General features: G+C 46.7%; 19 protein-coding genes and 3 pseudogenes. 3 read left to right on the top strand and 19 right to left on the bottom strand.

Annotated features, from left to right (window positions below; translation table 11 throughout):
• Positions 1-362 precede the first annotated feature (362 nt).
• The 8 genes and pseudogenes from A3EQ_RS0118400 to A3EQ_RS23280 all read right to left on the bottom strand — a co-directional run.
• Positions 363-868 (bottom strand): annotated as a pseudogene (locus A3EQ_RS0118400) (DUF1648 domain-containing protein).
• A gap of 150 nt (positions 869-1,018) precedes the next feature.
• The gene (locus A3EQ_RS0118395) at positions 1,019-2,443 is read right to left on the bottom strand and encodes a type I restriction-modification system subunit M (protein WP_026500072.1); all 1,425 of its coding nucleotides are present in this window, start codon (positions 2,441-2,443) and stop codon (positions 1,019-1,021) included.
• A 261-nt stretch (positions 2,444-2,704) separates the two neighbouring features.
• Positions 2,705-3,289, bottom strand: a complete 585-nt coding sequence (locus A3EQ_RS0118385) for an SF0329 family protein (protein WP_020156610.1) — start codon at positions 3,287-3,289, stop codon at positions 2,705-2,707.
• A gap of 1,371 nt (positions 3,290-4,660) precedes the next feature.
• A complete protein-coding gene (locus A3EQ_RS0118355) occupies positions 4,661-5,665 on the bottom strand; it encodes a DUF4179 domain-containing protein (RefSeq protein WP_020156604.1) in 1,005 nt (334 codons plus the stop codon).
• Positions 5,634-6,179: a sigma-70 family RNA polymerase sigma factor gene (locus A3EQ_RS0118350; protein ID WP_020156603.1), complete on the bottom strand. Its 546-nt coding sequence runs from the start codon at positions 6,177-6,179 to the stop codon at positions 5,634-5,636. The genes A3EQ_RS0118355 and A3EQ_RS0118350 overlap by 32 nt, the downstream gene beginning before the upstream one ends.
• A 655-nt stretch (positions 6,180-6,834) precedes the next feature.
• Positions 6,835-7,710: a Cof-type HAD-IIB family hydrolase gene (locus tag A3EQ_RS0118335; protein WP_020156600.1), complete on the bottom strand. Its 876-nt coding sequence runs from the start codon at positions 7,708-7,710 to the stop codon at positions 6,835-6,837.
• Positions 7,711-8,058: 348 nt separating this feature from the next.
• Complete coding sequence (locus A3EQ_RS0118325; RefSeq protein ID WP_147402735.1) at positions 8,059-8,283, bottom strand: hypothetical protein; 225 nt, start codon at positions 8,281-8,283, stop codon at positions 8,059-8,061.
• A pseudogene (locus A3EQ_RS23280) lies at positions 8,264-8,491 on the bottom strand (hypothetical protein); the annotation flags it as partial. The pseudogene A3EQ_RS23280 and the gene A3EQ_RS0118325, both read right to left, overlap by 20 nt.
• A 463-nt stretch (positions 8,492-8,954) precedes the next feature.
• Between A3EQ_RS23280 and A3EQ_RS23160 the strand changes: the two are divergent.
• Positions 8,955-9,083: a hypothetical protein gene (locus A3EQ_RS23160; protein WP_259462699.1), complete on the top strand. Its 129-nt coding sequence runs from the start codon at positions 8,955-8,957 to the stop codon at positions 9,081-9,083.
• Between the two features lie 346 nt (positions 9,084-9,429).
• The gene (locus A3EQ_RS0118305) at positions 9,430-9,948 is read left to right on the top strand and encodes a DUF2179 domain-containing protein (protein ID WP_020156594.1); all 519 of its coding nucleotides are present in this window, start codon (positions 9,430-9,432) and stop codon (positions 9,946-9,948) included.
• A 516-nt stretch (positions 9,949-10,464) separates the two neighbouring features.
• Here the strand turns inward: A3EQ_RS0118305 and erm are convergent.
• The 4 genes and pseudogenes from erm to A3EQ_RS23310 form a co-directional block, all read right to left on the bottom strand.
• Positions 10,465-11,319: a 23S ribosomal RNA methyltransferase Erm gene (erm, locus tag A3EQ_RS0118295; protein ID WP_020156592.1), complete on the bottom strand. Its 855-nt coding sequence runs from the start codon at positions 11,317-11,319 to the stop codon at positions 10,465-10,467.
• Between the two features lie 810 nt (positions 11,320-12,129).
• On the bottom strand, positions 12,130-12,507 hold the full coding sequence (locus tag A3EQ_RS0118275; protein ID WP_020156588.1) for an iron chaperone: 378 nt from the start codon (positions 12,505-12,507) through the stop codon (positions 12,130-12,132).
• A gap of 682 nt (positions 12,508-13,189) precedes the next feature.
• On the bottom strand, positions 13,190-14,464 hold the full coding sequence (locus tag A3EQ_RS0118270; protein ID WP_020156587.1) for a hypothetical protein: 1,275 nt from the start codon (positions 14,462-14,464) through the stop codon (positions 13,190-13,192).
• Positions 14,465-14,631: 167 nt separating this feature from the next.
• Positions 14,632-14,783, bottom strand: a pseudogene (locus A3EQ_RS23310) (nucleoside triphosphate pyrophosphohydrolase); the annotation flags it as partial.
• A gap of 857 nt (positions 14,784-15,640) precedes the next feature.
• Here A3EQ_RS23310 and A3EQ_RS0118260 point away from each other — a divergent pair.
• A complete protein-coding gene (locus tag A3EQ_RS0118260) occupies positions 15,641-17,143 on the top strand; it encodes an amidase (protein WP_020156585.1) in 1,503 nt (500 codons plus the stop codon).
• Positions 17,144-17,703: 560 nt separating this feature from the next.
• Here A3EQ_RS0118260 and A3EQ_RS0118250 read toward each other — a convergent pair.
• The 7 genes from A3EQ_RS0118250 to A3EQ_RS0118210 all read right to left on the bottom strand — a co-directional run bounded on the left by A3EQ_RS0118250 (position 17,704) and on the right by A3EQ_RS0118210 (position 26,266).
• Positions 17,704-18,699 carry a hypothetical protein gene (locus tag A3EQ_RS0118250; protein WP_020156583.1) on the bottom strand — a complete coding sequence of 332 codons (996 nt, stop codon included), beginning with the start codon at positions 18,697-18,699 and terminating at the stop codon, positions 17,704-17,706.
• A gap of 453 nt (positions 18,700-19,152) precedes the next feature.
• On the bottom strand, positions 19,153-19,413 hold the full coding sequence (locus A3EQ_RS0118245) for a hypothetical protein (protein WP_154652918.1): 261 nt from the start codon (positions 19,411-19,413) through the stop codon (positions 19,153-19,155).
• A 2,345-nt stretch (positions 19,414-21,758) separates the two neighbouring features.
• Positions 21,759-22,724 (bottom strand): hypothetical protein, encoded by a 966-nt coding sequence (locus A3EQ_RS0118235; RefSeq protein WP_020156580.1) that lies wholly within the window; start codon positions 22,722-22,724, stop codon positions 21,759-21,761.
• Between the two features lie 33 nt (positions 22,725-22,757).
• The gene (locus A3EQ_RS21445) at positions 22,758-23,450 is read right to left on the bottom strand and encodes a hypothetical protein (protein ID WP_020156579.1); all 693 of its coding nucleotides are present in this window, start codon (positions 23,448-23,450) and stop codon (positions 22,758-22,760) included.
• A gap of 275 nt (positions 23,451-23,725) precedes the next feature.
• On the bottom strand, positions 23,726-24,427 hold the full coding sequence (locus A3EQ_RS0118220; RefSeq protein WP_020156577.1) for an ABC transporter ATP-binding protein: 702 nt from the start codon (positions 24,425-24,427) through the stop codon (positions 23,726-23,728).
• A 2-nt stretch (positions 24,428-24,429) separates the two neighbouring features.
• Positions 24,430-25,551, bottom strand: a complete 1,122-nt coding sequence (locus tag A3EQ_RS0118215) for an ABC transporter permease (RefSeq protein ID WP_020156576.1) — start codon at positions 25,549-25,551, stop codon at positions 24,430-24,432.
• 145 nt (positions 25,552-25,696) lie between these two features.
• Positions 25,697-26,266, bottom strand: coding sequence for a TetR/AcrR family transcriptional regulator (locus A3EQ_RS0118210; RefSeq protein WP_020156575.1), 570 nt, complete (start codon positions 26,264-26,266; stop codon positions 25,697-25,699).
• Positions 26,267-26,973 lie beyond the last annotated feature (707 nt).

Raw genomic sequence — 26,973 nt, 5'->3', positions numbered from 1 at the left:
ATTCATAATTTATTTTTTATTATAATCGTTCCCTTTGGAAAGTCAATATGGAAATGCCGCCGGTTCCCCGGAAAATTTGGGCGGGACCGGTCCCCGAACGGAAATCAACCGGGACGATCGTACAGATACCCAAAGGGATCCCCGCACATTTTCCCGGCAAAAAAAGCGGGACCTGAAAAGGAACCAGGGGATGCCGCTGAGCCCGGATCGGCGCCCGGTCCCGTGATCGGAATCAGCAACGCCCCGAGCCGATCATCCGCTGAATCCAAGTCCGGCGCCCCGGTCCCCGACGGTCGATCTTTTTATGATCACCGTCCGCAAAGCCCGATCTTTTTTAACCCCCCCGAACACCCTAACCGGAGTTACTTGATCCTTTTTTGCCTGACAATCCCGATGACGATCGGAAAAAGTAAGGCGGCTGTCATAATGGGCAAAAGCCATATGCCGATCCCGTCCCGCCATCCCAAGGCGATGGAGGCCGATTCGAACAGAAGGAATGCGAAAATGGCCAAACAAATATTTTTGATTTGATTCATCATCTTCCGGCTGGCCAAGTAAAAGCTGGCCGCATTTTTTTCATTGAATCGCCTCGGATAATTATGGATTTCGGGGAATTTTTCCAAAATATGGAGAAGGAAAAAGATAAACGCCCCCATCATGGGCAACAAGAGAAGTTCCCCTTTGGAACCCCAGCGGTCGACCTCCCCGGCCGCGTTGAAATGGGCGGGGACGGACGCCGGGAGGAGTTCCCAAACAACGACCAAAAACAGGACGGATCCGAAATACGAAACGGCGCCGATCAGATCCCAAACCGTTCGCTTCTCGTCTTCGGTATTTTGATCCGCGGTCGCGCGGACCATTCCGCCATCGTATGCACCTCCTTCCCGGCATCTTTCCTGATTGAAGAAAGAATCAATGGCCTTCCGATGAAAAAGACCCGGAGGGTTGCAAAAGAATTTACGGGGCAGCCGAGCATTTCGTTTCACTCTCCCGGTCCGCCTCGTGCGCCGAACCTCTTTCAACGCCTGCCCCTTTGTTCGGCGGCCTTCAATTCGGCGATCACTTCATTGATTAAAGAAATGGCCATGCCCAGCTTTTCCACCGCCTCTTCCGACTTGGCGATCGGGTCCGGCAATTTTTCCGGGTTGTAAAGGGGGGCGAAGGAAAGGAGCCCGATGTCCAGGTTGTCGCCGTTTTTCGCGATTTCCTCCCGGGTGAACACGTTCCAGCGCTCATCTTTCACCTGCCTGCGGTCTTCGGCCGTATAGGCCCGGATAAACCCGGTAAAATGCTCCCTTGTCAACGGATTCCGTTTTCCGAAGGAAGGCATGTCCGTCCGCAGGTCGTAGACCCACACCTCCTTCGTGTTGCCCGTATCCTTTTCTCCCCTCGTAAAAAATAAAACGTTCGTCTTCACCCCCGGGGCGTAAAAAATGCCCGTGGGCAGGCGCAAGATGGTGTGCAGATTGCACATCTCCATCAATTCCCGGCGGATGTCGGCACCGATGCCCTCTTCGAACAAAACGTTATCCGGGACGACGACGGCGGCCCGGGCCTTCCCGTCCGGTTTTAATGCCCGGTAGACATGCTGGAGGAAATTGAGCTGTTTGTTCGCCGTTTGGAAGGTAAAATCGTTGCGCTTCACCCTCTCTCCCCCCTTTTTCGTACCGAAGGGCGGATTGGTCAAGATCACATCGAAATTTTTCAGTCTTTCGCCGAGGGGCGAAAGGGTGTCCCCCAACACAATTTCTCCGTGGATATCGTGCAGCAGGGCATTCATGACCGCCAGGCGGTGGGTGTCGGGAACGAGTTCGACTCCGGAAAAGGCCTGATACTTTTGAAACTTGACTTCTTCATCGGATAAGCGGGAATATTGTCCCGTTTGCTCCCGCACATGCCGGGCGGCGGCGACCATAAACCCGAAGGTGCCCGCGGCCGGGTCGTGGCAACGTTCCCCGGGCTGGGGGTCGACCAGCTCGACCATAACGTTCACGAGGACCCGGGGAGTAAAATATTGGCCCGCTCCCGACTTGAATTCGCTGGCATTTTTTTCCAAAAGACCTTCATATAAGTCGCCCAGCCCTTCCTGCTTCGCGTTATACCAATCCAAATGGTTGATGGATTGGATGATTTTCCGCAAATTTTCCGGCTTCCGGATGTTGGATTTGGCATCATGATAAATCTGCCTTAAAAGTTGATTTTCTTCCTTTCCCAAATCCGTCAGCAGCCGGGCGTAATGTCCCTTCAGTTCCGCTCCGTCCTTTTCCACCAACGAATCCCAGCGGTATTTTTCCGGGATCATGTATTCCTGCCCGGTTTCCTTCATCATTTTCAGGAAAAGCAAGTATGTCAACTCCGTCACGTATTGATGGTAGGTAATGCCATCATCCCGGAGGATATTGCATAAATTCCACAGCTTTTGTACCATTTCCCGGTTGTTCATCCGCAACTGCTCCTTTTTCAATGGGAAGTCTTTTTGTTCAAGTCATTTCTAGTTTATCAGAATCGGGCACGGCATTTGAAAACGGCCGCCCGCAAGGCCAGGACCCGGATCCTTTTACGGAAAACGGAAGCATCTTCGGGTTCGACGTTTTGTGGGAGAGCCGCCCAGGAAGTCCTTAGGAAAGAAAAACCCCTTTTCCAATAGGACGCGACTTGCCCAATGGAAAGGGGCAACAACATTTTTGTATGGGACCATTCCGAATTAATCGATTTGAATGGATTCCGCCTTACACCTCAGCTTATAAAAAAATTTGACAAGGTCATTTTCTTGTTCCATGGCATCCTTCAAAGCGAGGAGGGTCCTTTTCCCTACCCTCCGGTCAAGAAGCGCCATTCCCTTGATGATGGGATGGCCGGATTTCAGCGATTCCCGGATCGGTGTCTGCAAAAATTGTGCGGCAGCGGCAAAAAAATCGTATTGGGCGAAGAGGTTCTGTTTTTCAGCCATTTGATGGGCCCATTCGTTGATCCTGCCGGGATCGTCCATTTCCGCCATCGCCTCTTCCGGGAAGTCCGCCTCTTTCGGCAGCTCAGGGGCTCCATTTCCGCCGGCCGTCATATCCGAAAAATTTTCCCCGCGGTCCATCAAGGCTTTTTCCATTTGGAAGACGGCGATTTCTTTCTTCAACGTGCACATGTTGATGACTTCCTTTCCGTCGATGGTAATGTACGCTCTTCCCAGGCGGTCATGGGCTTTCCGGTAATTCGTGACCCAATATTCCACACGGCCTTTCAGGGCAGGACAAAGGAAATCTTCCAATTGTTTTTTCAGTTTGCTCCACCTCATCGATAACCTCCATCGTCTGTCATTAACGAGCGTCTGGGGCATTCCGGCAGCAGCCGGACCGGGACGGTGGCTCGACGTCCCGTCCTTCAATATCCGCCGTCCCTTTGAAGAAAAATGGACCGTAAACAAGTTTACCATCCTTTGGCCGTTTCATGAAAACTTGGATGCGCCTCTTAAAGTACGCCGGACCGGGATATTTACCATCCATCGGCAATTCATGAAAGGCCCCGATATTCTTTTCCGTTCGGGACGGACGTTCCGTTCCGCGGCGGGCCGCCTTCACGGGCAGGGGGGCTTAGCGGGGCCAAAAGGGAATGGCAGGACCCGTTTCATCATAGCCCCGGTTTGCGCATCCATGGTTAAATGCCTCTAAAAAAGCTCTTCCTTTTTTAAGGAGTAAACGGCGCCGCATCGGCCGGCGACCTTGCCGCTGCGGGTGGCGATGATCTTAAAACGTCTCTGCCTCATTATTGCCGAATATACCAGGCGGCACAAATCGACAGCTGACGTCAATTTTTCCCGGGGATCGGATCTTTCCACTGGCAAAAAAGAGAAAGCGCTCTCCATAAAGTGTCCGCCCACTCCCCTTGAAAGAAAGCACGGCTTCTCTCCATGGATATCATGTGATTCAAAATATAGCCGGCTTCGTCCCGGACCGCAAGAAAAAGGGTTATGCCCGCGATTATTCGCGGCTATGCAGGCACCCTATGATACTACATAAATCTTTAACCCCGGTTTATTTATGATTTCATATCCAACAGTTTTTCTTGTATCGAAGTAATAGATGGTGAGGTCATGATCATAAAGGGTTAATCCATATTTCAGCTTCTTCTTTTCTTTGATCCTGATCCAATAGCTTTCCTTCAGATCTTCCGGCATCCGTTTTTTCTCAGCTTCATCTTGGCGAAATCATCCATTACCGTCTCAATGCCGTTTTTATCCTGTAAAATGATTTCATCGTTACCATGTATAATTATCGCGTTTTTTTCGAGATCGACCACCGCTTCAAAGGACGACGTTTTTCATGCGGTCCATATCGATCGCGCCCGATACGATCATCATGATTACAAGGATAGAAATTGAGATTTTTTCTAGATGATCCCCTTATCCATCTTTTTTCCTCTGACCATCCTGCAGCAAGTATAAGTGGAATATTTTAGTAAAAACCATTTTAACAAATTTTTCGTAATCCAGCCGCAATAAAAAAGAGTACCCCAAAAGTGTTCGCATCGATAGCCGCTTTTGGGATACCCTCGCAGATTCCGGCCGAAGGTTCGGTGAGCGGAAAGATCCAATATTTCTTGCAGGAAAAATGAAAAACTGTATAGAAAACAGCCGAATCCCCGTTCGGATCCGGCCGTTTTCGCTTCTTTATTTGAAATCGATGCGGAAGGGTTCCAATTCCAAAGGCTGATTCGGATCTTCGCCGGCAAGGGCAACCTTCGGATAAACCGTCAACGAAGGCCTGTCGCCATTCAACGGCTGCAAAATGATGGTCCTCCCTTTCACAATGACCTGCTGCCCCTCTTTTTTCACCTCCAAGTCGATGCCGTCCATCAGGGATTTTATTTCGCCATCGTCATCGTAAATCTCCAACCGGACCTGGTTTTCTTCCCCGCCCTTCGGAAAAATGGCCGTGTAATCGATGGCGGTCGAGGCTTTTCCGACAATCATGGAATCGAAATGGATGCGGATGCCTTGCTTCGATACCGCTTTATCCATTTTCAGCTTTTCATACGGCAGTTGCTCCACCGGGACGTTAAACTTCCATGCTCCTTCGGTTTCGCCGATCGCTTTGAACGCCAGCGGAAACGTGGCGTTTTCGGGCAGATCGGACGCGGGATAATACAATTGGATGTGGCCGGTGAAACCTTTCCCTTTCGGCTCCAAGCGGACCAGTTCTTTGCTGTCGGAAATCCGTTCATCGCCGCCAAAAATCTCATAAAAGGCGTAGGGCGGATCAGCGCCGTTCCCTTTGACTTTGCCGTTGACATCAAAGGTCGCTCCCAGAATGGCACCATCATAATAGGCGCTGGTAATTTTTACCTTTATCCCTTTATCCGCCGCCGACTGGTTTAACCGGGTGATCAGCTGCTGCGATTCCAAATGTTTGCCGACCAAGTCATCGAAATTGCCGTACAATTGGCCGATGAAGGGGACTTTAGCCAATACATCAGCGACGGGAGAAAGGAAAATTCCGGATGCCAAGAACAGTGCGGCGGCCGCCGCAGAAAGAAGGAGGGGGCCTGTTTTTCTTCTTTTCTTCTTGGAAACGGAAAGACCGGCCTTTCGGATTCCCGCCCGTATCGCCTCCCGGACCTCTTTTTCCGGCACTTCGATGGCGTTATATTTTTCCAGGTGCCATCCTTCTTTCATCAAATTCCCACCCTTCCAAAATGGATTTCAATTCTTCCTTTCCTCTCTTGAGATAGGTCTTGACGGTCCCTTCGGGGACCTTCATGATTTTCGCCACTTCTTTGATCGGAAGATCCTGATAGTAAAACAGAATAATGGCATCACGGTATGACTTTCTCAATCGTTGAATGGCCCGGACCAAATCCATCGATTCCATCCTGATGGATTCCGTCCCGTCCGAAAATTTTTCAACCGATGCAAAGGGGATATCCCGTTTTCTTTTCCGCAGAAATTCATAGGCGGCATTCAGCAAAATTCTCGTCAGCCATGTGGAAAAATATTTCTCTTCCTTCAGGTTCCCGATCGCCAAAAAGGCCTTGCAAGCCGTCTCCTGAATGATGTCCAAGGCGTCTTCCCGGTTGCCCGCATAAAGAAAAGCGGTCCGGTATAATCGGTCGCCGTATAGGGACAGAAGTTTTTCAAAGCTTTCCGGGTCACCCGTTTTCGCTTTTCGGATCAGTTCCAGATGCTCCATATCCGTATCCCCCTTCCCTGTTTATTAGAGCCATGGGGCCGGCCAAAAAGTTTCAAAGAAGAAAACTTTATTCAGTCCGCTTTTTTCCGCTGCCGATTTTTCCAATAAAATTGGCCCATACAAAATCAACGGATAGAAAAAGTGCAAAGGATTTTGGGCCGGGGGAATGGGAAAAAACCGGCCTGGTGCCGGCTGAACCACCCGCGTTGGCGCCCGATTGGAGGAAGGAGGAATTCCTCAGGGAGGAAATTCACGCGTTTCTTTCTCGGGCCATCGTCCTTCTTTCAGCCTTCACTGTTCCCCTCTTCCGCTCCGCCTTTTCCGCCCGTCTCCGGTTGATCGAGAGCCAACAAGTGGAGCAAAAACGGGCGCTTCCTTTTGTCCGGGTTTGCATCAGGGAAGCAATGTCTCAAACTGATGCCGGGTTCCCTTGTCCGGCCCTGCCCGCCCCATCCCTTGCCAAAAGAAAAACATAATTCTTCCCGATCTTTTGGTTTTGGCAAAGGAACGCCCGCCTGCCCCATTGCCAAAATAAAAAAAAGCCATGCCGAACCCCGCTTCGGGGTTTTTCGGCAATGGCGCCAGGAAATTTCCCTGTTTCCGGTCCAAATGCACGCCCGCGTCCCGCAGAGAATGGACGCCATCCGCGCGATGTTTATTTTTCCGCCCCGGCTTCTTGCAGCAGCCTGCGGATCGCGTGCGCCACCCCGTGTTCGTCGTTCGTCAAGGTCACTTCATCGGCGATTTTTTTCACTTCCTCCGCGGCGTTCCCCATGGCGATCCCCGTTCCTGCCGCGGCGATCATCGAGCAGTCATTCAGGCTGTCCCCGACCGCTACGGTTTCGCTCATGGGAATCCCCAATTCCGTTGCGAGCCTATGCAGCGCCTTCCCTTTGGAAGCCTCGACATGCTCCAATTCAAAATTGTATTTGGCGGATGAGACCAAGGTCAGGTCACGGCAATCCTTGAATTTTTCCTTGCCTTTTTTCAGCTTTTCTTCGTCAAAAGAAAAGGCGAGGATATTGTAGACCGGAATCGAAGGATCCAACAGATCTTGATAGGAAGAAATGAAGGAAAATCCGAATTGCCCGTATTGTTTTTCGGCGGATTCCTTCAGCTCTTCGATATCCAGTTCCGGGTTGGCGCTTTTCAGCCGATCCATCTCGACGGCCAAAATCTCCCTTGCGTTTTGCGGCGTGAAGATGGCGGCATCGCTGATCACTTCATAATAATAGCCTTCCCGTTCGAGCCACGCCAGAATTTCGACTGCCCGATCTTTATCCAGCGGGACGGAAAAAAACAGCTTCCCCTCCGGGTCATGGATCGTCGCCCCGTTCGCGGCGATGACCCATGTCCGGATGCCCGTATCTTTAAAGATTTCCCGAACATCAAAATGGGCCCTCCCCGTCGCGATGACGACTTCCATCCCATGCTTTTGCGCATCCCGGATCGCCCGGATGTTCTCCCCGCTGATCTCGCTGTTCCGGTTCAGCAAGGTGCCGTCCAAATCCAAAGCGATTAATTTTTTCAATGTGAGACACCCCCTTTCACCATCACCGCGGAAAACTGTTTTTCGTCTCCTTCACAGTTTGGCGGCGCATGTCCGCATGAAAATCCGTTCAAAAATTTTTCAAATCGGCAATCCGGAATCCATGCTCTTCTCATGCTAAACAAAAAAATGGCAGGGCCGCAAGGCAATTTTTCGGGTCAAGTTCAAATTTTTTCGCAAAATCCGACTTCCTGCTCAGACTTCATCCTTCGCCAACCCGAATTGATTTGCATCCGCTTTGATCCTGTGCTTCATTTTGCGCATGCCGTTTATACGGAGACGCCTAAAGAACATTTTTCAAATTGAAAAACCCTTCCCTCATAACGGACTTTATCTTTCGCTTTCCGGCCGTCCGATCTTATTGGTCTTGTTTTTACGGGCGAACAAATATCTTCCCGTACACCTGTTCAAGGTCAAAACGGCGACCGCCGCAAGATAGCCCGCCTTCCAACCGGAAGGGATTCGCACCAGCATGATCGCGGCCAGCGCCGCAACCGCCAGCCCCGCCAAAAAGAAAGGCAGCCTCAATGCCGGTTTATATGCCTGGACGGTCAACATATCGCCGGCGAGCAGAATGGTTTGCTTTCCTGTTTTCAGGCAGGTTCAGCCACAATAAAAACTCCCTGATCGTTTGGCTTGAAAATATTCCTGCACCCTGGCCGCCTATTTCTCTCCCCCGCTTCATGATTTCAGCAAAAATCTGCGAACCGTTTTTCTCCGCCCAGGATGCCGCATCGGGGATGTTTTCCAAATTTCCGTTCCAGTCGACCGTGTAACCGTCCGATCTTCATATCCTCGGCCATCCGGAATCCCATTTGGTGAATTTCGTTGGCTGTCAGTTGAAAATTTCCGTTTAATTAGAAGCGGTACTCTTTGTTTAATTGCTCCTCTTCTTCCTTTAAAAAAAACTTCCAAGGCGATTTGCGTCGGTTGGAATTTTTTTAACGATTTTCCGACTTCGATGATCTCCGCTTGCCTTTATGGCGATAAGATCCCATCGGTCACAGGGTTCAAAAAATCGCCGTTGTCGGGATTTTCCAAATGGGCGATCCCTAAAAGCAAAATCGCCGGCTTTGCCATTCCAGTTGACCTCCGCAAACGGCAAGTTTGGCCGTTCATTTTTTAATAGTTTAACATATTTTCCCGATTCCTCCTATCGCCGGAACAACATTCCCCGCCGGCATGGAATCTTCCTGCCGGAAAGGGCGGGAAGGAAATTTTTTCGAATGGCCCCGTTGAAATGGATCTTTCATCAGTCCGCCACGTTTGGGATTGCCGATCTTGCCGGGAAAGTGGCCAAAGAGGCGGAGTTGAAGGAAATGGAAGAACAAATCCGGCAACTCTGGCTAAAATGAAATGGACATTTCATAATATCCTGATTATGGCTATTCCATGTCGTCAGTTTTCCAAAACTGCCGGCTGTCGGAACGCCGCTTAGGATCCCGAACCGTATCAGCAGCGAACGTTTCGCTTGGCGGCGGGTACCTGGCACCACCCCCCCTCGGCCGGGCAGGCCAACGGTTTTCTTATGCGGCCATTGCCGTTGCATCATGTCCAATATTTCCATATGATTTTGTGAAAAAATCTATAGACAACCCGGATCATCAGCTGATATGATGGGGGGCGGAAACTTCGGCGGGATGCGGCGGAGGACGTCCGCAAACCGCAATTCATGATCTCGATTGATTAGAGGGAGAAGCGATGGTAAAAGATATCCTTTTGGTATTACTGCTGCAGCTCATTTATGTGCCGATCCTCACGCTGCGGACCATTTTCATGGTAAAAAACATAAGCGCTTTGGCGGCGTTCATGGGATTTTTAGAGGCGCTCATTTACGTGTTCGGATTATCCATCGTTTTCAGCGGCGAACAAAGCTATATCGTGATGATCGTCTATGCGGCCGGATTCGGGGCCGGACTGTTTATCGGCAACTATATCGAACAAAAATTGGCGATCGGATATACGAGTTTAATCGTCAATCTTCGGGATAAAAACGAAGAATTGATCCGGGTTTTAAGGGAAAACGGGTACGGCGTTACCGTTTTTGTCGGAGAAGGAAGAGACAGCCGGCGCTACCGGCTGGATATTTTGACCAAAAGAAACAAAGAAAAGGAACTGTTAAAACTGATCGAAGCCTACGAGCCGAAGGCGTTCATTATCTCCTATGAGCCGCGCCGGTTCAAGGGCGGGTTTATCGTCTCCGCCATGAAAAAAAGATAAAAAAGCCGCTTGCCGCATCTGATGCGGCGAAGACGGGAGACCGGAAGTCCCCCGTTCCCATGCAGACCGGTGCCTCCGTTTCAAGTGGCCTCCGCCCACTCCCAGGGAATTCCCTGGGAGTTTCTTGTCTGCAATCGCCTTATCGCTCTTCGCCGGCAAGGGTTTGCCATTCCAGATCCTGCAAAGACCGGTCAAAAACCTGCCGCCGGCAGCTTGTCCGCCTGTTTCCCTTGTGCTTTTATAACGGCCAGTCTCCAATTTCCATATCGGAAATATTTCTTCCCTGATCCGGAACCCTTCTCCCCACCCCCAACCTTATCTTCCCACCATGGTCCAGTCCAAATTTTTCCCGGTCAACACGACTGACGTTGTCGGTAACTTCCGCAAATCTCCCTGCCGGACGCCTTCCCCACTGCCGGCGCCGGCGGCTGTCCCAAAGGCGAAAGCGTTGCGGAAACCTTTGGAACGGCCCCATCCCTTCGTAGGGAGCGGCGGACCGTCCCTCCTTCCTGATCATCAGCGGTCTTTGTACTTTTTGGCTTTTGGCCAGCACGGACGCGGAACATAACGGACCATCGTATGGAAAACGGTCGCCCATTGGATTTCATTCAGCCAACAAACGGCCATCTTTCGATCAACACCGAGATTTTGGACCAAGCGGGTGATTTGCGGAGGGGTAAACACCCCTTTCAACGCTTCGTCCAAGGGCAGCTGCGGATATTTCAAGGCATATTCGGCCAACCCTAAAAAACTGTCATGATCCTTGCAGGGGATGCCAGGCTTCTCCTTCCTCCGTATGATTAAGCCGGCGGAATCCACCCTTGGCGGAGGAGAAAAGTTCTCACGGGAAATTTCCATTGCATATTCCAAATCAAACCACATCCGCCACTTCAAAATCACCGGATTCGTCACAGGATAAGAGGTGAAGCGTTTGGCCGCCCCTTTTTCCATCACGATCACGGCTCTTTGCAAGGAATTGGCAGGGTGATGAAGGAGCATCTTCATGATTGGCGTCGTAATCGCATACGGGATGCCGGCGACGACGACAAAAGGTTCTTTAGGCAGATGAAACATTAAAATATCCTGCTGGATAATTTTAATATTGGGATAAGCTTCCGCTTTTTTCTTCAGGATCGCCGCAAAGCGGGGGTCATACTCTACGGCGATCACCTTTCCCGCTTTCTCCGCCAGCGGAAACGTCAGCGCCCCTTTCCCCGCTCCAAGGTCCAGTACGATGTCATTCGGAGTCAAATTTGCCATTTGAACCAAGTCATGAATGATCCGCTTGTTGTGCAAAAGATGTTGGCCGGAAGGATTGGGCCACTCCAGGCTTTTACGAATTTTACGGTTCCGTTTATTTTGCTTTCTCATACAGATCCTCCATTCCTTTGACAAAATAAAAAACACAGGCGCCCTGCCTGTGCTTCGGTAAAGGAAGATGGACCTATCGGAGAAAGCAAAAAGGATCGTGGTTTAACAATTCTTACTTGGTTCCGATTCCGGCCTCGCGATAAAGAACGTCATACTTGACGAAACCTGCCACATGGCCCAAAATGACTGCAAATAAGCCAAACCCAGAGCGATGCGGAGCCCTGTCGAATAATCGTTTGAAAAACAAAAAAGAGGGCAGATTCGCCCCCCTATTTTTCGCATTATGATCATAAAACAACAGGTTTCCTTCAAAAAAAGCAGACCAATCCCATTTACTCTACGCACAGGCAGAGCCTTTGAACGTATTCAATTACCCGTTCAAAGCTTGGGATTCGCAGTCTGACAAACGGCACAAGGAAACCCTCCATCATTAACAGTCGGTCTTACAATAACATAATAATCAGCTGATTATCAACAGAAAAAACCCGGGATGTGTCAGGATTTTCCCGGGATGGCCGTCGGATCCGTATGCCGGGCTCCTCCATTTCAACCAATGGGTTTGCTTACTTTTGCAAAAATTTTCCTCAGATCCGGTAACGGAAACCGGCATCGAGATTTTCCGCAATGGTGAAATGGCCCGCCGGTCTCCATTTCCAATCCTTCTCCGGTTCCTCAATCATGCGGGCTTCCCCGCTCCATCGAATCCGATCCGGTCCTCCCCTGAAAAATCCCGGAAGTGCATCTTTTCAAATAAAAAGACGATTCATGCGGGTTCATAAATAGGACGAACACCTTTCGAGCCATGCAGTTCTAACAGGAAGTGTCGCCGCCGGCCCTCCAAGTCTCGATCGCCTTTTTCACAAAATCTTCTAGCCCGCTTTTATGCAAATCAACGGACTTTTTGACGCGTATACACCCTTTTCCATAATCCAATCCGGTCAGAAACTCCTTGGCATTTTCGATTTTCTCAATATTGCCCACATACAGGCTCACATAAGATTTTTGGGCATTCAAATGAAATAATTTGGAGGACCCGCTGCCATAACAAAGCATCTTGTATTGGATGCCCTCCTCGAGTTCAGGCGCATTTTCTAATATAAATTGTCTTACGATTAATAGCTTCTCTTTTCTCCAGTCATCGTCCAGCAGTTCAAGATATTCTTTTGGGGTTTTAGCATCGTATTGCATCGTCGATCCTCCATAAAAATCTTTTTTTATCTTATCTTATTTCCTAATTTTAAGCAAAACGACCCATTAAGTGGGTATGCGTCAAGATTTTCTCGGCATGGTGATCGGATCAATCTCTCAGACGGCCTTATCTGGTACGCCGCAACCAATGAATTTTTTCAACTCCTGGAAAAATCGACCGGTATAAGTCCCGGAACTGTTCTTTGACTTCGATTAAAAAGGAAGTAAATACCACTCATCCATAGTTACAGTCTTGTTTGTTCACCATAAAGCATCCTCTGCAGTGGTGTAAAATTGTACCGAGCTTCTTGACAATGGAAGGCACGGCATGATTTCTACGAAAGTGACGCGACGTTGCTTTAGAAGGAGAATCAAACCTTGGCTTCGATCGTTAGAATTCACTTTTAGAGCTTCTGCGCAAGTCTGGTTCTGACGGTGATGTGGACTTCCTTAAAGTGGTCTTGAATGCGCCCCGGTATTTCAGCCAAGAGTCCATGGCCCAAGTTGTTCAGGGAGAGCAATCTCTCTTAACGTCTGCTATGCACAGGACCGTGTCTTCATCCAGGAAGTTATTGAATATCTCTTAACGTCTGCTATGCTCTTGCAGAAGTAAATTTGGGTCACAAGGCAGAAATCGATATTACACCATTTGACGGGACACGATCGATACTATTCCACAAAATTACAAATCGTTTAAGTCAATAACTTCCCCATTTGATGCATTCACACCATATCGGCAATCCAATTTTCCGCACAATAGATACTGTTTTTGTGCAAAATCGCAGAAATACAATGGCTTCAGTTCATAAAATTTTTTGATTTTTTCATACGCTTCTTCTTTATCAATCGTTACTTTATCAAGCGTTTGAAATTGATCAAAAAATTCCGACAACAACTTATTATTATCGATGTAATTGACTGCTTGAAAATTCTTTGTATCGATCATGACAGTCATTTTTCTCTGAAATACATGATTGTCCTGGCGATTGGCCATTAATGACGCTAGAATATACCCTTTATCACGATGCAGAGTTTTAAGGATCCATTTTCCCGTATCATTCGGATATTCCCGCCTTAAAAAATCCATGACAGCGAACATACATTTTTCTTGCTCCGCCTTTGTAATGGGGAATGAATCGGGACTTGGCTCGAATGAAAATGCTTGTTCAGCTGTGACATCTTCAAACCAACGAATCTCTTTTCTATTCAATGGCTCATTGATCGGTTGATCCCAATAAATCGTTTGATCGATTTTCAAATACGGTCTTCCGGCCGCTATCCTTTCATACGGAAACACCGACTTTCCATCGTTTGTGACATAAATTTCTTCTACTGCATAAACAGGAATTAATTTTTTCTGTTCATAAGAAGGAAATTCAACCAGTTTTAATTGTTCCTTTGCCAAATGCTCCACCGTTTCAAGGGAAAGAGCGTAAGTTTCCTCCTTCACCATTTCTTCAGAAGGAAATTGGCCTTGGCAAGAAAACAATGTGAGTTTTCCTTCCTGATCAAATTTTACTTCAATAAACCCGGCAGGAGACACCGCTACTCCTTCATAACATGCGTTAAATAGAAGTTCCCCTTCGCTTTCTTTATGTAATTTGAAATGTTTCCCATATTTCAGTCCTGTTTCACGTTCAATCCATTGGATAATGTCGTTTATCTTTGAATTGACAAACGAAATCCCGTCCTGCGAATATGATTTACCCTCTACAAAAATAACCCTCGCAAATTTATTGCTGTTAAGATCGATCTCAATCACTGCCGTCCCTTCTGGATTTGAACCGTCATCCTCATGTTCCGTTACATGTGCAGGAAACCATTCCATGCAAAGTGTATAAACCGTTTCGTTGAAGATATTGACGTCACGGTACAGCCTATGTCTTTGTAAACGGTAGTTCTCCAATCCGAATTTCTTCCTCGTAAAATCAATTAATTCTTGTATTCTTCTATCCACTTACTCCTCACCTCGGTATTTACCTCCCACTTAGAGATTATTGACTGACCATTTTTTGAATTCGGCGTGCGGAGTGCTGTAAGACGCACGGATTCGTTTCATTTCGTAATGGTGTATCGCTATCCCGGGGGGAAGTCGTTCCTGCATATGTATAATATTTTTTCGCCTCAGAAACAAATGTGCATGATTTTCAATACGTCCGCCAGTTCCTCGAGGGCGTCCTCTCGGTTGTCCGCCTCCATATATTCCTTCCATTCTTCGAAACTTTTCTTTTTCAGTTCATCTCATCGTCGGAAAGGATTCTCGTTTTGTATTTTTTTCATTTTTCCTCGGTATCATAAAACATTTTTCCCATTAGTAAAAATTCCATTTTTATCTTATACTAACATAAATTTCATTAGGTTGTTTGACTGTGGATAATAATATACCGACGAAAAATAAATCCCGTTGTAAGGAATTATAAATATTCAAAAGTCAAGCGTGGTCAGGGCTGTCATAGGTTTTGTGTAGGTTAGCAGGAGTAAAATACTTGTCGGCCAAATGAGTCCCTTCAATAGGTGAGTGAGCGAAGACGCACGCCTATTGAAGGGGAAACCAAGCGTAATCGCGGCAGGACGAGAAAGGAGTATTCCCTCATGGCTGGATTCCATCACGCCGGTCCCGGGCTCCCTCCGGAACCTATTTCACCCTCTCCCGCCAGTCCCCAATTCGATCCCAATTTCCAAAGATATCGTTGCGGAATTTCTTTACTTTTTCATACACTCCGGATCATCCAACATGCTTTTATACATGTCCATCCATCATTCGAAATCCCCAATCCCTCGCTCTGATCGCCTTCAGGGCGTGGTCTTTGTACTGCTCTTTTTCCGGGACCGAAAACCCGGTCAAATTTCGGTAAACATGCATCCAATTGGTTGCCGAACTCCCGCAAGGAAGAAAGTGGACTTCCTATTCCCCCGGGCTTCGCCATTCCTGCGAATTTTTCCTGCTCATTTTCATTCGTTTTCCGGAAAATCAAATCACGATATTGCCCACCGCTCCCATAAAAGGCAGATAAAAGATTGAAATTTCGAAAAATGGCGGGCATAATAGGAGTAAATTGGTATTAATGGCAGAAATGTATGAAAATGACGGGGGTTTCTTCTTTAAACCAACCTCCGGGAAGGAGGGGCAAAAATGATAGATTATGAAACATACGACGGAATCGGTTTACGGGAATTGGTGGCGAAAAAGGAAGTCCATCCAAAGGAACTGGTCTCCGCCGCCGTCGCCAGGATCGAAGCGTTGAACCCGTCGCTCAATGCGGTCGTTCACAAAATGTATGAAAAGGCGATGGCGGATGCCGAAAGGATCGATCCGGAACTGCCTTTTGCCGGTGTCCCCTTTTTGTTAAAAGATAATACGCAGGCCATCGAAGGCGGGAAGCTGACGCATGGATCGAAACTGTTCCGGAATTACCGGGCAAAACAAGATTCGGAATATGTGAAAAGATTGCGGCGCGCAGGCGTACTCTTTCTCGGTCAAACGAACGTACCGGAGTTTTCCCTGATGGGGATCACGGAACCGAAATTGTACGGACCGACAAGAAATCCTTGGAATACGGATTACACGCCGGGCGGATCCAGCGGAGGCTCGGCGGCGGCGGTCGCCTCCGGAATGGTGCCGATCGCCGGCGCCAATGACGGGGGCGGATCCATCCGGATCCCGGCCGCTTATTGCGGCTTGTTCGGATTAAAACCGACGAGGGGCAGAACGCCGGTCGGCCCCGATTACGGCCGGGTATGGCAAGGCGCCTCCGTCGAACATGTGCTTACAAAAACGGTCCGGGACAGCGCCCTCATGCTGGATCTATTAAAAGGACCCGAAAAGGGCGGAGCCTTTTTCGTGCAAGATGATCCCGATTCCTACTTGTCCCAATTGGAAAAACCCTTGCCCAAAAACCTCAAGGTCGCCTTTTCCGTAAAATCCCCGATCGGAGCAAAAATCCATCCGGAATGCGCAAGAGCGGTGGAAAAGGCGGCCGCCTATCTCGACAAAATGGGCTTTATCGTCGAAGAAAAAGAAGCGCCCGTGGACGGAAACAAAATCGAGAGCAGCTACCTGATGTTGTATTTGGGCGAGGTGGCTTCGACATTAAAGGCCGTGGAAGGCGCGTTGGGCAAAAAAGTGAAAGCCGGCGACGTGGAACCCGCCACTTGGCTGCTCGGAATGCTGGGGAATGTCACGAGCGCGGCGGAATTTGCCCTCAGTCTGAGGGAATGGGATACCGCCGCCTGCCAAATGGAGAATTTCTTCGAAACGTATGATTTCTATATGACACCGGTCACCGCATTTCCCCCGGCGAAAATCGGGGAACTGGCGCCGACAAAGGGACAAGAATTTTTGATCCGCCTGGCCGCAGCCTTCCATCTCGGCAAACTGTTGAAAAAAATGGGCATTGTCGACCGGCTCTTTGAAAAAAGTTTCGAACGGACACCTTTTACCCAGCTTGCCAACTTAACCGGCCATCCGGCGATGTCGGTCCCGTTGCACAAAACGGAAGACGGCCTTCCTTGCGGCGTGCAATTCATCGCGGCAAGAGGCAAGGAAGGCCTGCTGCTCCGACTGGCGCACCTGTTCGAACAATCGCCCTTGTGGATTGACTTGAAAGAAAATCCGTATTATTCCCGGAAGGTCTGAGCCCCTGGCAGGATGGGGCAAATCGTATCCAAGATCAGCCGGCATTTATGCAACGATAGGGAAAATGGCGAAAGAAAAAAGCGGGCATCCCGGGCCGGCAGTTAAAAAGCGGACCCTCGATGCCCACCACCCGAATTTCCGGTGAATCTAGATAACACAGATGAACAACACCTTTTGATTCTTTACCTTATCAATTTTGTGATGTAGTGAACAATTTATCTATAGGTCTCTTTGGCATGAATTCAAGGTCATTGTCTGATACCCCTGCATTAAATCAAGAGGATATTTTAATCAAGTCCCCGAGAACAGGAATGCTACTCTTACTTTTCGTAGCTATACACATTAGAATTTTGCGTGTTCCTGAACCCAATTCCCTTCAGTCCTGCTTCTTCAATGGCTCGAACCTGTTTGGCCCCAGAGGCAATATAGATAAAACCCTGTTTGCTTGTGGTTGTGACGCGGGAAATCTTACATGGTTTATCTATGGCTATATAAATATTTTTGTTGTTGTATTTAATTTTACATCTAACCGTTTTTATCTAAAGAATGCCCATAGTGATTTAATCTTGTATTGCGTATAGAATTCCATCTTCGAAGTATAGATACATATGGTTATAGACCCATTGTTCAAAAGTACCATATTTTGTAATTGTCCTATTTATGTTTATAGGTTCACCCAGTATTTTTATTACTTCTTCTTCGGTCATTCCTATTTTGATTTCACTTTGTTCTTTTTGCTTTCTCATTAATCTATAAAATTCCTCTTCGTTTTTCTGAAAAGTAAGGATCCTGGAAACGGAACGTCTTTCATCTTCACTTATTAATACTTTAAATGGATTAACAATATTCCCACTTTTATCTTTTATTTTAAATATATTCTCCACCATTGAATAATCAAACTCTATTACTATATTCTCTTCTGTTAGAACAAGAAAACTTGATGACTCGAAGTCCTCACCAATGAACCTATATTTAATTTTATTTTGATTCAAATAATGGAAAATCCCATCTTCTCCATAGTATAATGAACCTTTTCTGATTACATTGTTATAATTATCCAGAATCTCCATTGTTAAATTTTGACTCTTTAAAGTTGCATATGTTGGATTTAAAACATTAATGACTTTCTGCTTAACAATATCAGTTAAATAGTCTTCGTAGGCAATATTATTAATATTCACCTTTCCATCTGGATAGAAAATTTTTTCAAGTTCATCCTTTTTCTCAGGGTCTTCTGTATCTAGCATTTTTAACACTGCATCATTCATTAATGTTATCAATTCTTGTTTCATATTTTCGTCTTTTACGGTTTTATTTTTTTCCAATTCATATACAACCTCTAACAAAATTGTGTACGGAAAATCTTGTGTCTCATAAACATTTTGTAATTCATTAAGCAAATTTTCTCCATAAGAAATTTCTTCTTTTGATTCACTCTTTTTACCAAGCATTATGGAATTTGTTTTTTTTGTGCTACAACCCACAAGAAATACAGTAGCAACTAACAATGGCAATACTTTTTTTAGTGCCATGAATATATTTGAAGTTGCGTACATAACCCCCTCCAATAATAATAACAATAATGTAGTTTAAGATGTGAATTTTATAAAATTACTAAATATATTCTAGCATAATATATGTCACTGGAGTATGGATTAAGTGTTCTGTTTTACTTCCAAATATTGCTGTCGTATTCTTTGGAATGAATCTGATGACCACCATTCGGTCGTCTTCTATACACGTTCGTTTTTATAACATATCGGATGTTTAATAGCGAGGAGTTGTTTTTCGAAATTCACCTCATCCTTTAATAGATTCGTTTTGAAGATACTCTTTAAATGGACTTAACTTGCATTTTCTTTGTTTTCACTTGAATTTGGTAGGAGGATTGAGCTCGATCAAGTGGCCAAACGGAAACACGAATTCAACAGCGAATAGGCAAACAAAATGTCTCTGACCTCTTGATAACAAAAGGGACCAGAGGCATTTCGGCATACTTCTGCGTGTACCTAGGGGCAAGGATGGATGCCTTGAATCTTCAGAGAAGGCTCCAGTTCTAGAGCCGCAGAGCGTTGCACTTGTTTTGCCGTCAGTTTGGTCGTTGAAAAAGGTTGCCGTTTTTTTGAAGAAAAATATCCGAGCATGGAACGTTTCGCATCGACAAGCAGGCGGTTCGTGAACCAGAAAAGTCCGATGGCAAATATCTCATTCGAACATCCGATGACAGCCGGCTGCGTTCCCATCCGTACTACGGAAAATACTTGCATCAATTAGGTGGCCTTATAACAGACATCGTTTGGGAGATGACCACGCCCCTCCAACTCCTGTTAGCGATTCGAGCAGCTTTTCCCGTTCCTCATTGCCGCAAAAGGGTGTTTGGGATTTGAGGAACCATTTGGTACAAAGTACCAGGAAAAGGAAAAATGTCCGTCGTTTAGGAAAAAAGTTGAAAGGGAACACGAAAACGGAACGTTGGGAAATGTCCAGGGAAATGATTTGGGTGATTAGTTGGAGAAGCTGAATCGGAACATAGCGGGAGGGGGGATATTGGGAAACGGCTGGAAAGATCAGCACCCGTTCCTATCCCACTCTCCCCTGTATAGCTATCAACAAAAGAAGAAGCCCAGCATGGATCAGGGCAACCCCCTCCCACGCTCGCGTTTTGATTTTCGGAGGACGGGATAAATTAGCTGTGTACATAGTAGGGCAAAGGGATAAACGATCGAAACGGACAATACCACAGAACAGTTGATGACCGTTCAGAACAAGATCCTATCCCCCAAGATCAGATCGCTTCCAAGCCAGAAAACTAAAAAAGACATGAGGTCATGCTCTATTGAGTATCTTAATCTTATTCGTCTTGAAGAACGATTTCATAGGCTTCTTGGCATTTTTTTATTTATTGTCCCTGGACCTTCAAGAACACATTCTTAAAAACTTGATTTTCTCTCTCCAATAAAACATATTCCTCTGCGATACGTTCTCCCGGACAAACTTTCATACGCTAAAACCTGCTTAATTTGAGAAAATTGGCGGGTTCGCTTAGGTGCAAGATAAGAATAAAACCATTTGAAAGAACTCCTTAGAAGTCCTGGAGCATGACATCCAGCCGTTTTTCTCCAGCGACGGCGATAAGATGCAATATGTTGATTTCATACTTCGAAAATATTCACGAATTAAAAAGCCTCATAACCCTATTGATAGGTTTACGGGTGATCCCGAACGCAAACGGGCCGCGATCGTTATCCGCCGCTGAACAGACTCGGATATTAAGAACCAAGCTTGTCCAAACGAATGAAGGGGGGCGCTGTGCCTTATTGTATCTTTTTTTTGCCGCATCTACAGGATGAAAAACCTTTGGCGTTCGTCGCATGGACCGTTTGGACCGGGCCGCATAGCTGGTCAATCGGTGCCTTCCAGATGTCGGAAGGTGCTCGCCGAATCCTTTGCGGGCGGGCATTCTCCCAGCCTTCTGCCCGGCTGCAAGCTACTATCCCAGAGGTACGACCGTACTGCCTTTTGTTTGCGTTGTTTGCAAGTAGTCCCCCGCGCATTCATACTGGTGCGGTTTCCGGTTGCAAGGGGCAGCTTCGGCATACAACGGCAGGGCATACACCCTCCCCTTCTCTGCTACCAGGTCGACGTACGCACTGTGCGCGCGGCATCGACAGGCCGCGGCTTCCAGTAGCGCACTGACAGGTGTTGAGCGGAGGGGACGCCACGGGGCAAGGGAGGCTGCACTGGCATTACGTGACCTTGGGGATTCGTCGTCGGGCCTATAGGCCGGGCGCGGGCAGGCGTACCGGTGTTCGAAGTTCCGTCCCGCCGTGGTTCAGTAAACGTTAGTAACCTGCAAGTAAAATTGCATGCATGCTTCTGATTCGCTGTACACGGAACGCAGTAAACGTAATAAAATTAGTAAACATACAAATATATATACATATGTGTGCGTGTATGCGCAAAGAGATATGTATTTTGAAAGTTACTGCGTTTACTAAGTTTACTGCGTTCCGCTCCGCCGAAGCCGAGACTGCCCTGCGGCTTTACTGAAACTTTACTTGCGGTTACTGCGCCTTTTCCGAAAATGCACTGCCGTCCCTGTAGCGCAGCGCTCCAGCACGCTGCCGCTGCATCGCGGGAACGCCAATTTGGCCAGCAGCCCCCTACGGCATCTTTCTTTGCTCCTCTGTATCTGTAATCGCTCTCAATTGCGGTCACATGTAACTGGCAGAACACTCACCGGAGTGTACACCGGCCTGCAGCATGACCGCAGGTTCGATTGCCCGTTGTCGGAATCTCCAGTGGAATATCCGGTCCCTGCAAGAGCATGGCTTCCCGGCAAACGGAAGGGCATTTCTCTTGCGTTTTGAAAAATGATAACGTCACTGAGTCACGAAAGAGAAAGCCAAGACAAATACTAGGAAAAAAATATTACTCGCCTAAATTTTTTATTTCATTTACCACGAATTCGTGATGGTACTTTGCAGATTATAAAATTCAAATAAAAATTTCCAAAAATCAAGGAAATGAAAAGTTTATACACGGCTGTGCGAACAAATTAATTTTTTTACTTTACTATGAAAAATAAATAAAAAAAATGATTACAAATTTCTAGCTATACTCTATAAACCCCACTTAGACTATCCACCATAATTTCAATACATGTCATAGTTAAATGTACGTACTCGTGAGAAGTTTTTTGTGAAATTTGCCATGATTGTCCTATTTCTGGGTCTATACCATGTTCGCAAGCATTTCGAACATGCCCTAGATATTTCCCCATAAACTTATGCTTTGTGTTCAGTTTTCCAGCAGCATTCAGTTTATCTATCTTTGAATTAATGCCTGTTGCTCCTTGAAGGGATACGTTATGATGATCAGCAAATTTAACTAAAAATGATTCGAAAGCATTCCCAGCATATAATATCGGTCCCCTTGGATCGTTTTTGGAATCCGATAACTTTAAATATGCAATCACTAATTGTTCAAGTGTATCGCTAGGATCAATCCATGAAGATGCATTAGGACCTAGTAACTTTCTAACTATTATATCTTCTTGTTCTTTTTGTGAAACTATTTCATTCATTCCGAGAATATAATCAGCCCTTTCTCTAACTTCTTCTGCAACCCTGTACAGACCAGCACCTTCAGAAAGAAGTGATTGAGAATATGTACCTAGACTCGTTAGAGTGTTTTTAATAACTTCTCTATGTGCAGACATACCGAAAAATACTCTAATTTGTTCGGATGCTGCTTGGACAAATCCAGTTACAATTAATCTTTCTTTAAATAATCTATATGGTTCATATTGTTCTAATAATAATCTGATAACAATTGCTTTCTGTTTTTCGTTTCCAGTTGCTAGATATGTGGCAAATGGACATAAGGGATAGTATAAATTTTGGCATAATTTAACTAAACCTATTTGTTCTGCCATTCTCAAAGCATTTCTAGCAGTTTCATCTGGGACGTCCATAAATGAAGCTACAAAATTTTCGTCACACCCATTCCTTTTAAGCAAAACTGCGTCTGTGGCATTAATTATATGTTCAGCAGTGGTAGGATATATTTCAAATGTCATTTCAAAAACCTCTTCTATCAGACTATTAATCATCTAATCATCAAGATTATTAATGTCTGATAAGATTTTTTTTAGTTTTTCTGCTAAATAATCTAATTCGTCTACTTTTGCATGAACTTTGATATCGATATTAATTAATATTCCATTTCTTCTATTAATTTCAAAATTATTAACACCTGTTTCCTCTTTGTTTAAAGAGTTGATTCTAGTTTCTTCAATATTAACCGAATCATCGGTCTGATTTTTGATAATGAGTTTACCATCAGATTCTACAATTAATTCAGCTATTTTTATTATCTCAATTACAGTATTAGAACCCGTTTTTACGTAAGAATTGTTACTTTGACCGGAAGAATAAGCAATATGACTTTGGAAACTTTGATGATCCATACCATTTCTAATCTTAATTGCAGTAACCATCTTGTTCAAAAACTCATTTTCTAATATTATCTCTCTCCATAGTCTTGAAATTTCATCAGTCTTATTATGTTCTAAAGCTCTAGCTAAAGCTTTTCCCTTTTCCGTGATGGTTTTTGATTTTCCTCCCTCAATTATTCCTGTTGCAACCAAAAAGCCACTATTCCTACTGATGGTTGTTGTTGGAATTCCGCAAAGTTTACTTAATTCTTCTAAGTTAGGCTCCTTAATTTTCGTACTTCCATAAGCCATAATTATTTTGATAAGTTCTTCGTACGAAGAGGCTGGAAGTTTAATCTCTTCAGACATAATAAAGAACCTCCTAAAAAATTTAAGATTATTATCAATTATACAACATTATCATCAATGTTACATCAATATCAAAAAGGAAAATCCATTTTTTCCAAGACGGTGTTTATCATTCACGGCGTTGTAACCTTCCAAACTTTCCCAGATTGTCAAACCCGTCCGCATAGTTGGTGCAAAAAGAGGAGAGATTACAATCATTCAGCAGCAAAAACCGACGGCCGTGGCCGTCGGTTCCGGTAGTTGCTGGAAATTCCCATAATTCCTCTCGTTAATCCTCAATGAGTTGACGCCAATTCCGCCAACGACAATTTACCGTCTTCCATCCGGTAAACTTTGTCGCAGTAGGCCAACAACCGCTCGTCGTGCGTAACCATAACCGCCGCTTTGCCGCGGTTTTTCACCTCACGGGCAATCAGGGAGACCACTTCATGGGCACGTTTCGTATCCAGACTTGCCGTCGGTTCGTCCGCCAAAATGATCGAAGGATCGTTAACGAACGCCCTGGCGATGGCGGTGCGCTGTTTCTCGCCCCCGGACAGCTCCTCCGGGTAGCATTTCATCTTCGCGGCCAGCCCCAGCTCTTCAAGCAATTTTACGGCAAAAGCTTTATCTTCCTCTCGAACCTTGCCCGCCATCCGCTTCACAACAAGCAGCTGATCCAGCACGTTCAGGTACGGCACCAGATTTGAAGCCTGCAAAATGAAGCCGACCTCGCGCAAGCGGATATCGGACAATTGTTTGTCCGACAGGTTGGACAGGCGTTTGCCGTTGATGATCACTTCGCCCTCGGAAGGTTTCAGCAGGGCCCCCGCAATGGCCAATAAGGTGCTTTTCCCTGAACCGGAAGGCCCCACCACGGCGACGAACTCCCCCGGTTCCACCGTCAAGGAGACGCGGTCCAATGCCGTAATGCGCTCCGAGCCTTCGTTGTAATATTTGGATACCGATACGATTTGCAAACCTTTGGTCACAGTCATGCTTATTCCATCCTCCCGAGCGCTTTCAGCGGATCAATTTTGGTGATCGTGCGAACGGATACCAGGGAACTCAGTAACGAGATCGCCAGCAAGATCAGGGAATACGTCAACACCAGCTTGAAGTCCAGATGGAACGGCATGTCTTGGGGCATGATGACCGCAGTCCCGTACGTCAACAGAATGCCAACGATAATGCTCGAGAGCGACAAGACGAATACCTGGGAAATGACGGATTTGCACAAAAATCCGTTTTTGGCGCCGATCGCTTTCATGATCCCGAACTGATTGGACTTCTGCATCGTGAAGACGTAGAAAAACACGCCGATGATGAATGCGGAAATGACAAACAGAAACCCAAGCATCATGAAGATGGTGCCCCTCTCCTCTTTGTAGCCGGGAATTCCCTGCACCGCCGCGGCGCGGGTTACCGTCTCCGTACCCGGCAGCTGCTCGTTGATGAATTTCGGATCGATGGCTTTGCCCTGCAGCATAATCGCGTTGACGGGGTTATTGAGCCCCTTGTCCGATCCGGGGGCGGCAAACGCCAGCTTGCGCCACGTTTCAATGGGCACAAACACCGAAGTGATGTGGTTGTACGTCTGATCTTCGACAAAACCGGCAATGGTCAGCGATTGCGAAGAACCGTCCAATTGAAACGTGTCCCCCAGCTTGAACCCTTTTTCTTTCATCGTTTCATTGACGATTGCGTAGTTCGGCTGATCAGCTGCAAGCCCCGTACCTTCAACGACATTCGGCTCGAGAAAACTGCCCGGTTCAATGCCGATCACCGCGATATCCACTTTTTCCTCGTTCGAGCCGCCGTTTTCCTTGATCGCCGTCGCCATGACGATTCCCATGGGCGAAGCGGCTTCCACATTCGGCAGCTCCAACAATTTCTCCGCCAAATCGCCGGACAGCAAAGACTTGCTCATGGAAGCCCTCGATCCCTGTTCAAAAACGACATAATCGGCCTTCATGTTCAGAAACGTCGAAGCCGCCAGCGTAGACAACCCGTTTCCCAACCCGGATAGGATGAACACCAGCCAGGCAATCAACACATAGATGACGGCGATCATGAGAAATCGGGTTTTGCTGTGTCGCATTTCCTTCAATGCCAGAAACATGGTTCGCTCTTCCCCTCACACACAAAATAAATGACACTTGTGTCAAATTCGATGCTGCAACGACTTAAAGTCCTGCGCCGAACCGACATCGCCATTATACCGTTTATCTGACACATGTGTCAAATAAAATAAAAACGGAAAAACCTTAGCGGTTTCCCGCCCCTTCCCAAAAAATCCGATACAACAATTCGCTCCATTGCGGCAAAGGAATGTTCATCAGATTGGGCGTATTGATCAGGTTCAAAAAGACGCCGATCACGGCAGAAAGCGGAATGTCCGGTTTGACATGGCCCTCTTCCCGCGCCCGGACAAACAGTCGCTCCAGTTGATTTTTTAAAAGAAAATGTGCTTGCTCGACGAACTCAAGATCTCGCGCCGTCGCGGGAGAATTGGTTTTATTGATTTTGTGGACGAACCCGAGCATTTGGTGAAAACCCGCCTCTTTCAGATAGATCGTCAGCAATTGCTGCAGCGCTTTCATGCAGTCCGTCTCGTCCACCGCATTGGCTTGATGCAGCACGTCCTCCATGACCCGTCTCAGACAAGCGGCCACGATTTCTTCTTTGTTGGCATAATATTGATAAATGGTGCTTCTTGCCCCAACCAGGCGCTCCGACAACATTTTCAGTTGAAAACCTTCATAACCGTATTCCAGCAGCAATTGTTTGGTTTGGTCCAGCAGCTCCGTTTTTGTAAAGACGTGCCTTCTTCCCATGTTCTCTACCATCCTTTGATGCCGACTCTCCTATTTATTGTAACAAAAAATGCGTGCCATTGGGACGGTCGCCCCTCCCCTTTCCCCTTCAATCCCCTTCTGTAATAGATTTTCCAATCTTGACCCTTCTTAAGCAGAGCGGCGTCCAATGGACAGCTCGCGAGGAAGAGGCGGAGGAGCAGACGGGTGGGACAACAGTCGGAAAAATCTACAGCGGCAAAACGACGTTTGCCCGGCAATTGAAATCGCGGTTGCCGCAACCGAAAACCCGATATTGGAGAAATTAAACTAGTAAAATAAATTGTCTCTGGTGAACCACAGGGTTGCAGCAATGGCTAGAAAAATGGACAAAAACATACCAAGCAATCGAAAATGCCTGCCCCGAATCCGTTCTGATTTTTGTCCTTCAAAACCGTCCCCTCGTTTCTTCAAATATCCATTTTTTACACTATCACGTTATGGTTGCTGGCGAATGCCAATGATAAAGTCAGCCTGGCATTCCTGGAAGTTTCGTGTCCTTTCCCCTTCCTCCTCTACGCAATCAAACCGAACTGAACTTAACTGCCAATTTTTGTGGCAGGAAACTAATGAGGGCAAGGCGAAAGGTAATCGGGCCAATCTACCGGTGTGCGCTGACATTCCCCTGTTCATCGAAGAAGCCTCTGTAGCAAAGTTTTCATGCAAACGGAGCTTTTGCCATCTCTATC

Source organism: Caldibacillus debilis DSM 16016 (assembly GCF_000383875.1).
Taxonomy (GTDB): domain Bacteria; phylum Bacillota; class Bacilli; order Bacillales; family Caldibacillaceae; genus Caldibacillus; species Caldibacillus debilis.
This window is presented reverse-complemented; position numbering and strand designations above follow the sequence as displayed.

Bases quoted from the DNA above. Each gene is read 5' to 3' on its own strand.
- A3EQ_RS0118395 (WP_026500072.1), bottom strand. From the start codon at position 2,443: ATGAACAACCGGGAAATGGTACAAAAGCTGTGGAATTTATGCAATATC.
- A3EQ_RS0118385 (WP_020156610.1), bottom strand. From the start codon at position 3,289: ATGAGGTGGAGCAAACTGAAAAAACAATTGGAAGATTTCCTTTGTCCT.
- A3EQ_RS0118355 (WP_020156604.1), bottom strand. From the start codon at position 5,665: ATGAAAGAAGGATGGCACCTGGAAAAATATAACGCCATCGAAGTGCCG.
- A3EQ_RS0118350 (WP_020156603.1), bottom strand. From the start codon at position 6,179: ATGGAGCATCTGGAACTGATCCGAAAAGCGAAAACGGGTGACCCGGAA.
- A3EQ_RS23160 (WP_259462699.1), top strand. From the start codon at position 8,955: ATGGCCCCGTTGAAATGGATCTTTCATCAGTCCGCCACGTTTGGGATT.
- A3EQ_RS0118305 (WP_020156594.1), top strand. From the start codon at position 9,430: ATGGTAAAAGATATCCTTTTGGTATTACTGCTGCAGCTCATTTATGTG.
- erm (WP_020156592.1), bottom strand. From the start codon at position 11,319: ATGAGAAAGCAAAATAAACGGAACCGTAAAATTCGTAAAAGCCTGGAG.
- A3EQ_RS0118275 (WP_020156588.1), bottom strand. From the start codon at position 12,507: ATGCAATACGATGCTAAAACCCCAAAAGAATATCTTGAACTGCTGGAC.
- A3EQ_RS0118260 (WP_020156585.1), top strand. From the start codon at position 15,641: ATGATAGATTATGAAACATACGACGGAATCGGTTTACGGGAATTGGTG.
- A3EQ_RS0118250 (WP_020156583.1), bottom strand. From the start codon at position 18,699: ATGTACGCAACTTCAAATATATTCATGGCACTAAAAAAAGTATTGCCA.
- A3EQ_RS0118235 (WP_020156580.1), bottom strand. From the start codon at position 22,724: ATGACATTTGAAATATATCCTACCACTGCTGAACATATAATTAATGCC.
- A3EQ_RS21445 (WP_020156579.1), bottom strand. From the start codon at position 23,450: ATGTCTGAAGAGATTAAACTTCCAGCCTCTTCGTACGAAGAACTTATC.
- A3EQ_RS0118220 (WP_020156577.1), bottom strand. From the start codon at position 24,427: ATGACTGTGACCAAAGGTTTGCAAATCGTATCGGTATCCAAATATTAC.
- A3EQ_RS0118215 (WP_020156576.1), bottom strand. From the start codon at position 25,551: ATGTTTCTGGCATTGAAGGAAATGCGACACAGCAAAACCCGATTTCTC.
- A3EQ_RS0118210 (WP_020156575.1), bottom strand. From the start codon at position 26,266: ATGGGAAGAAGGCACGTCTTTACAAAAACGGAGCTGCTGGACCAAACC.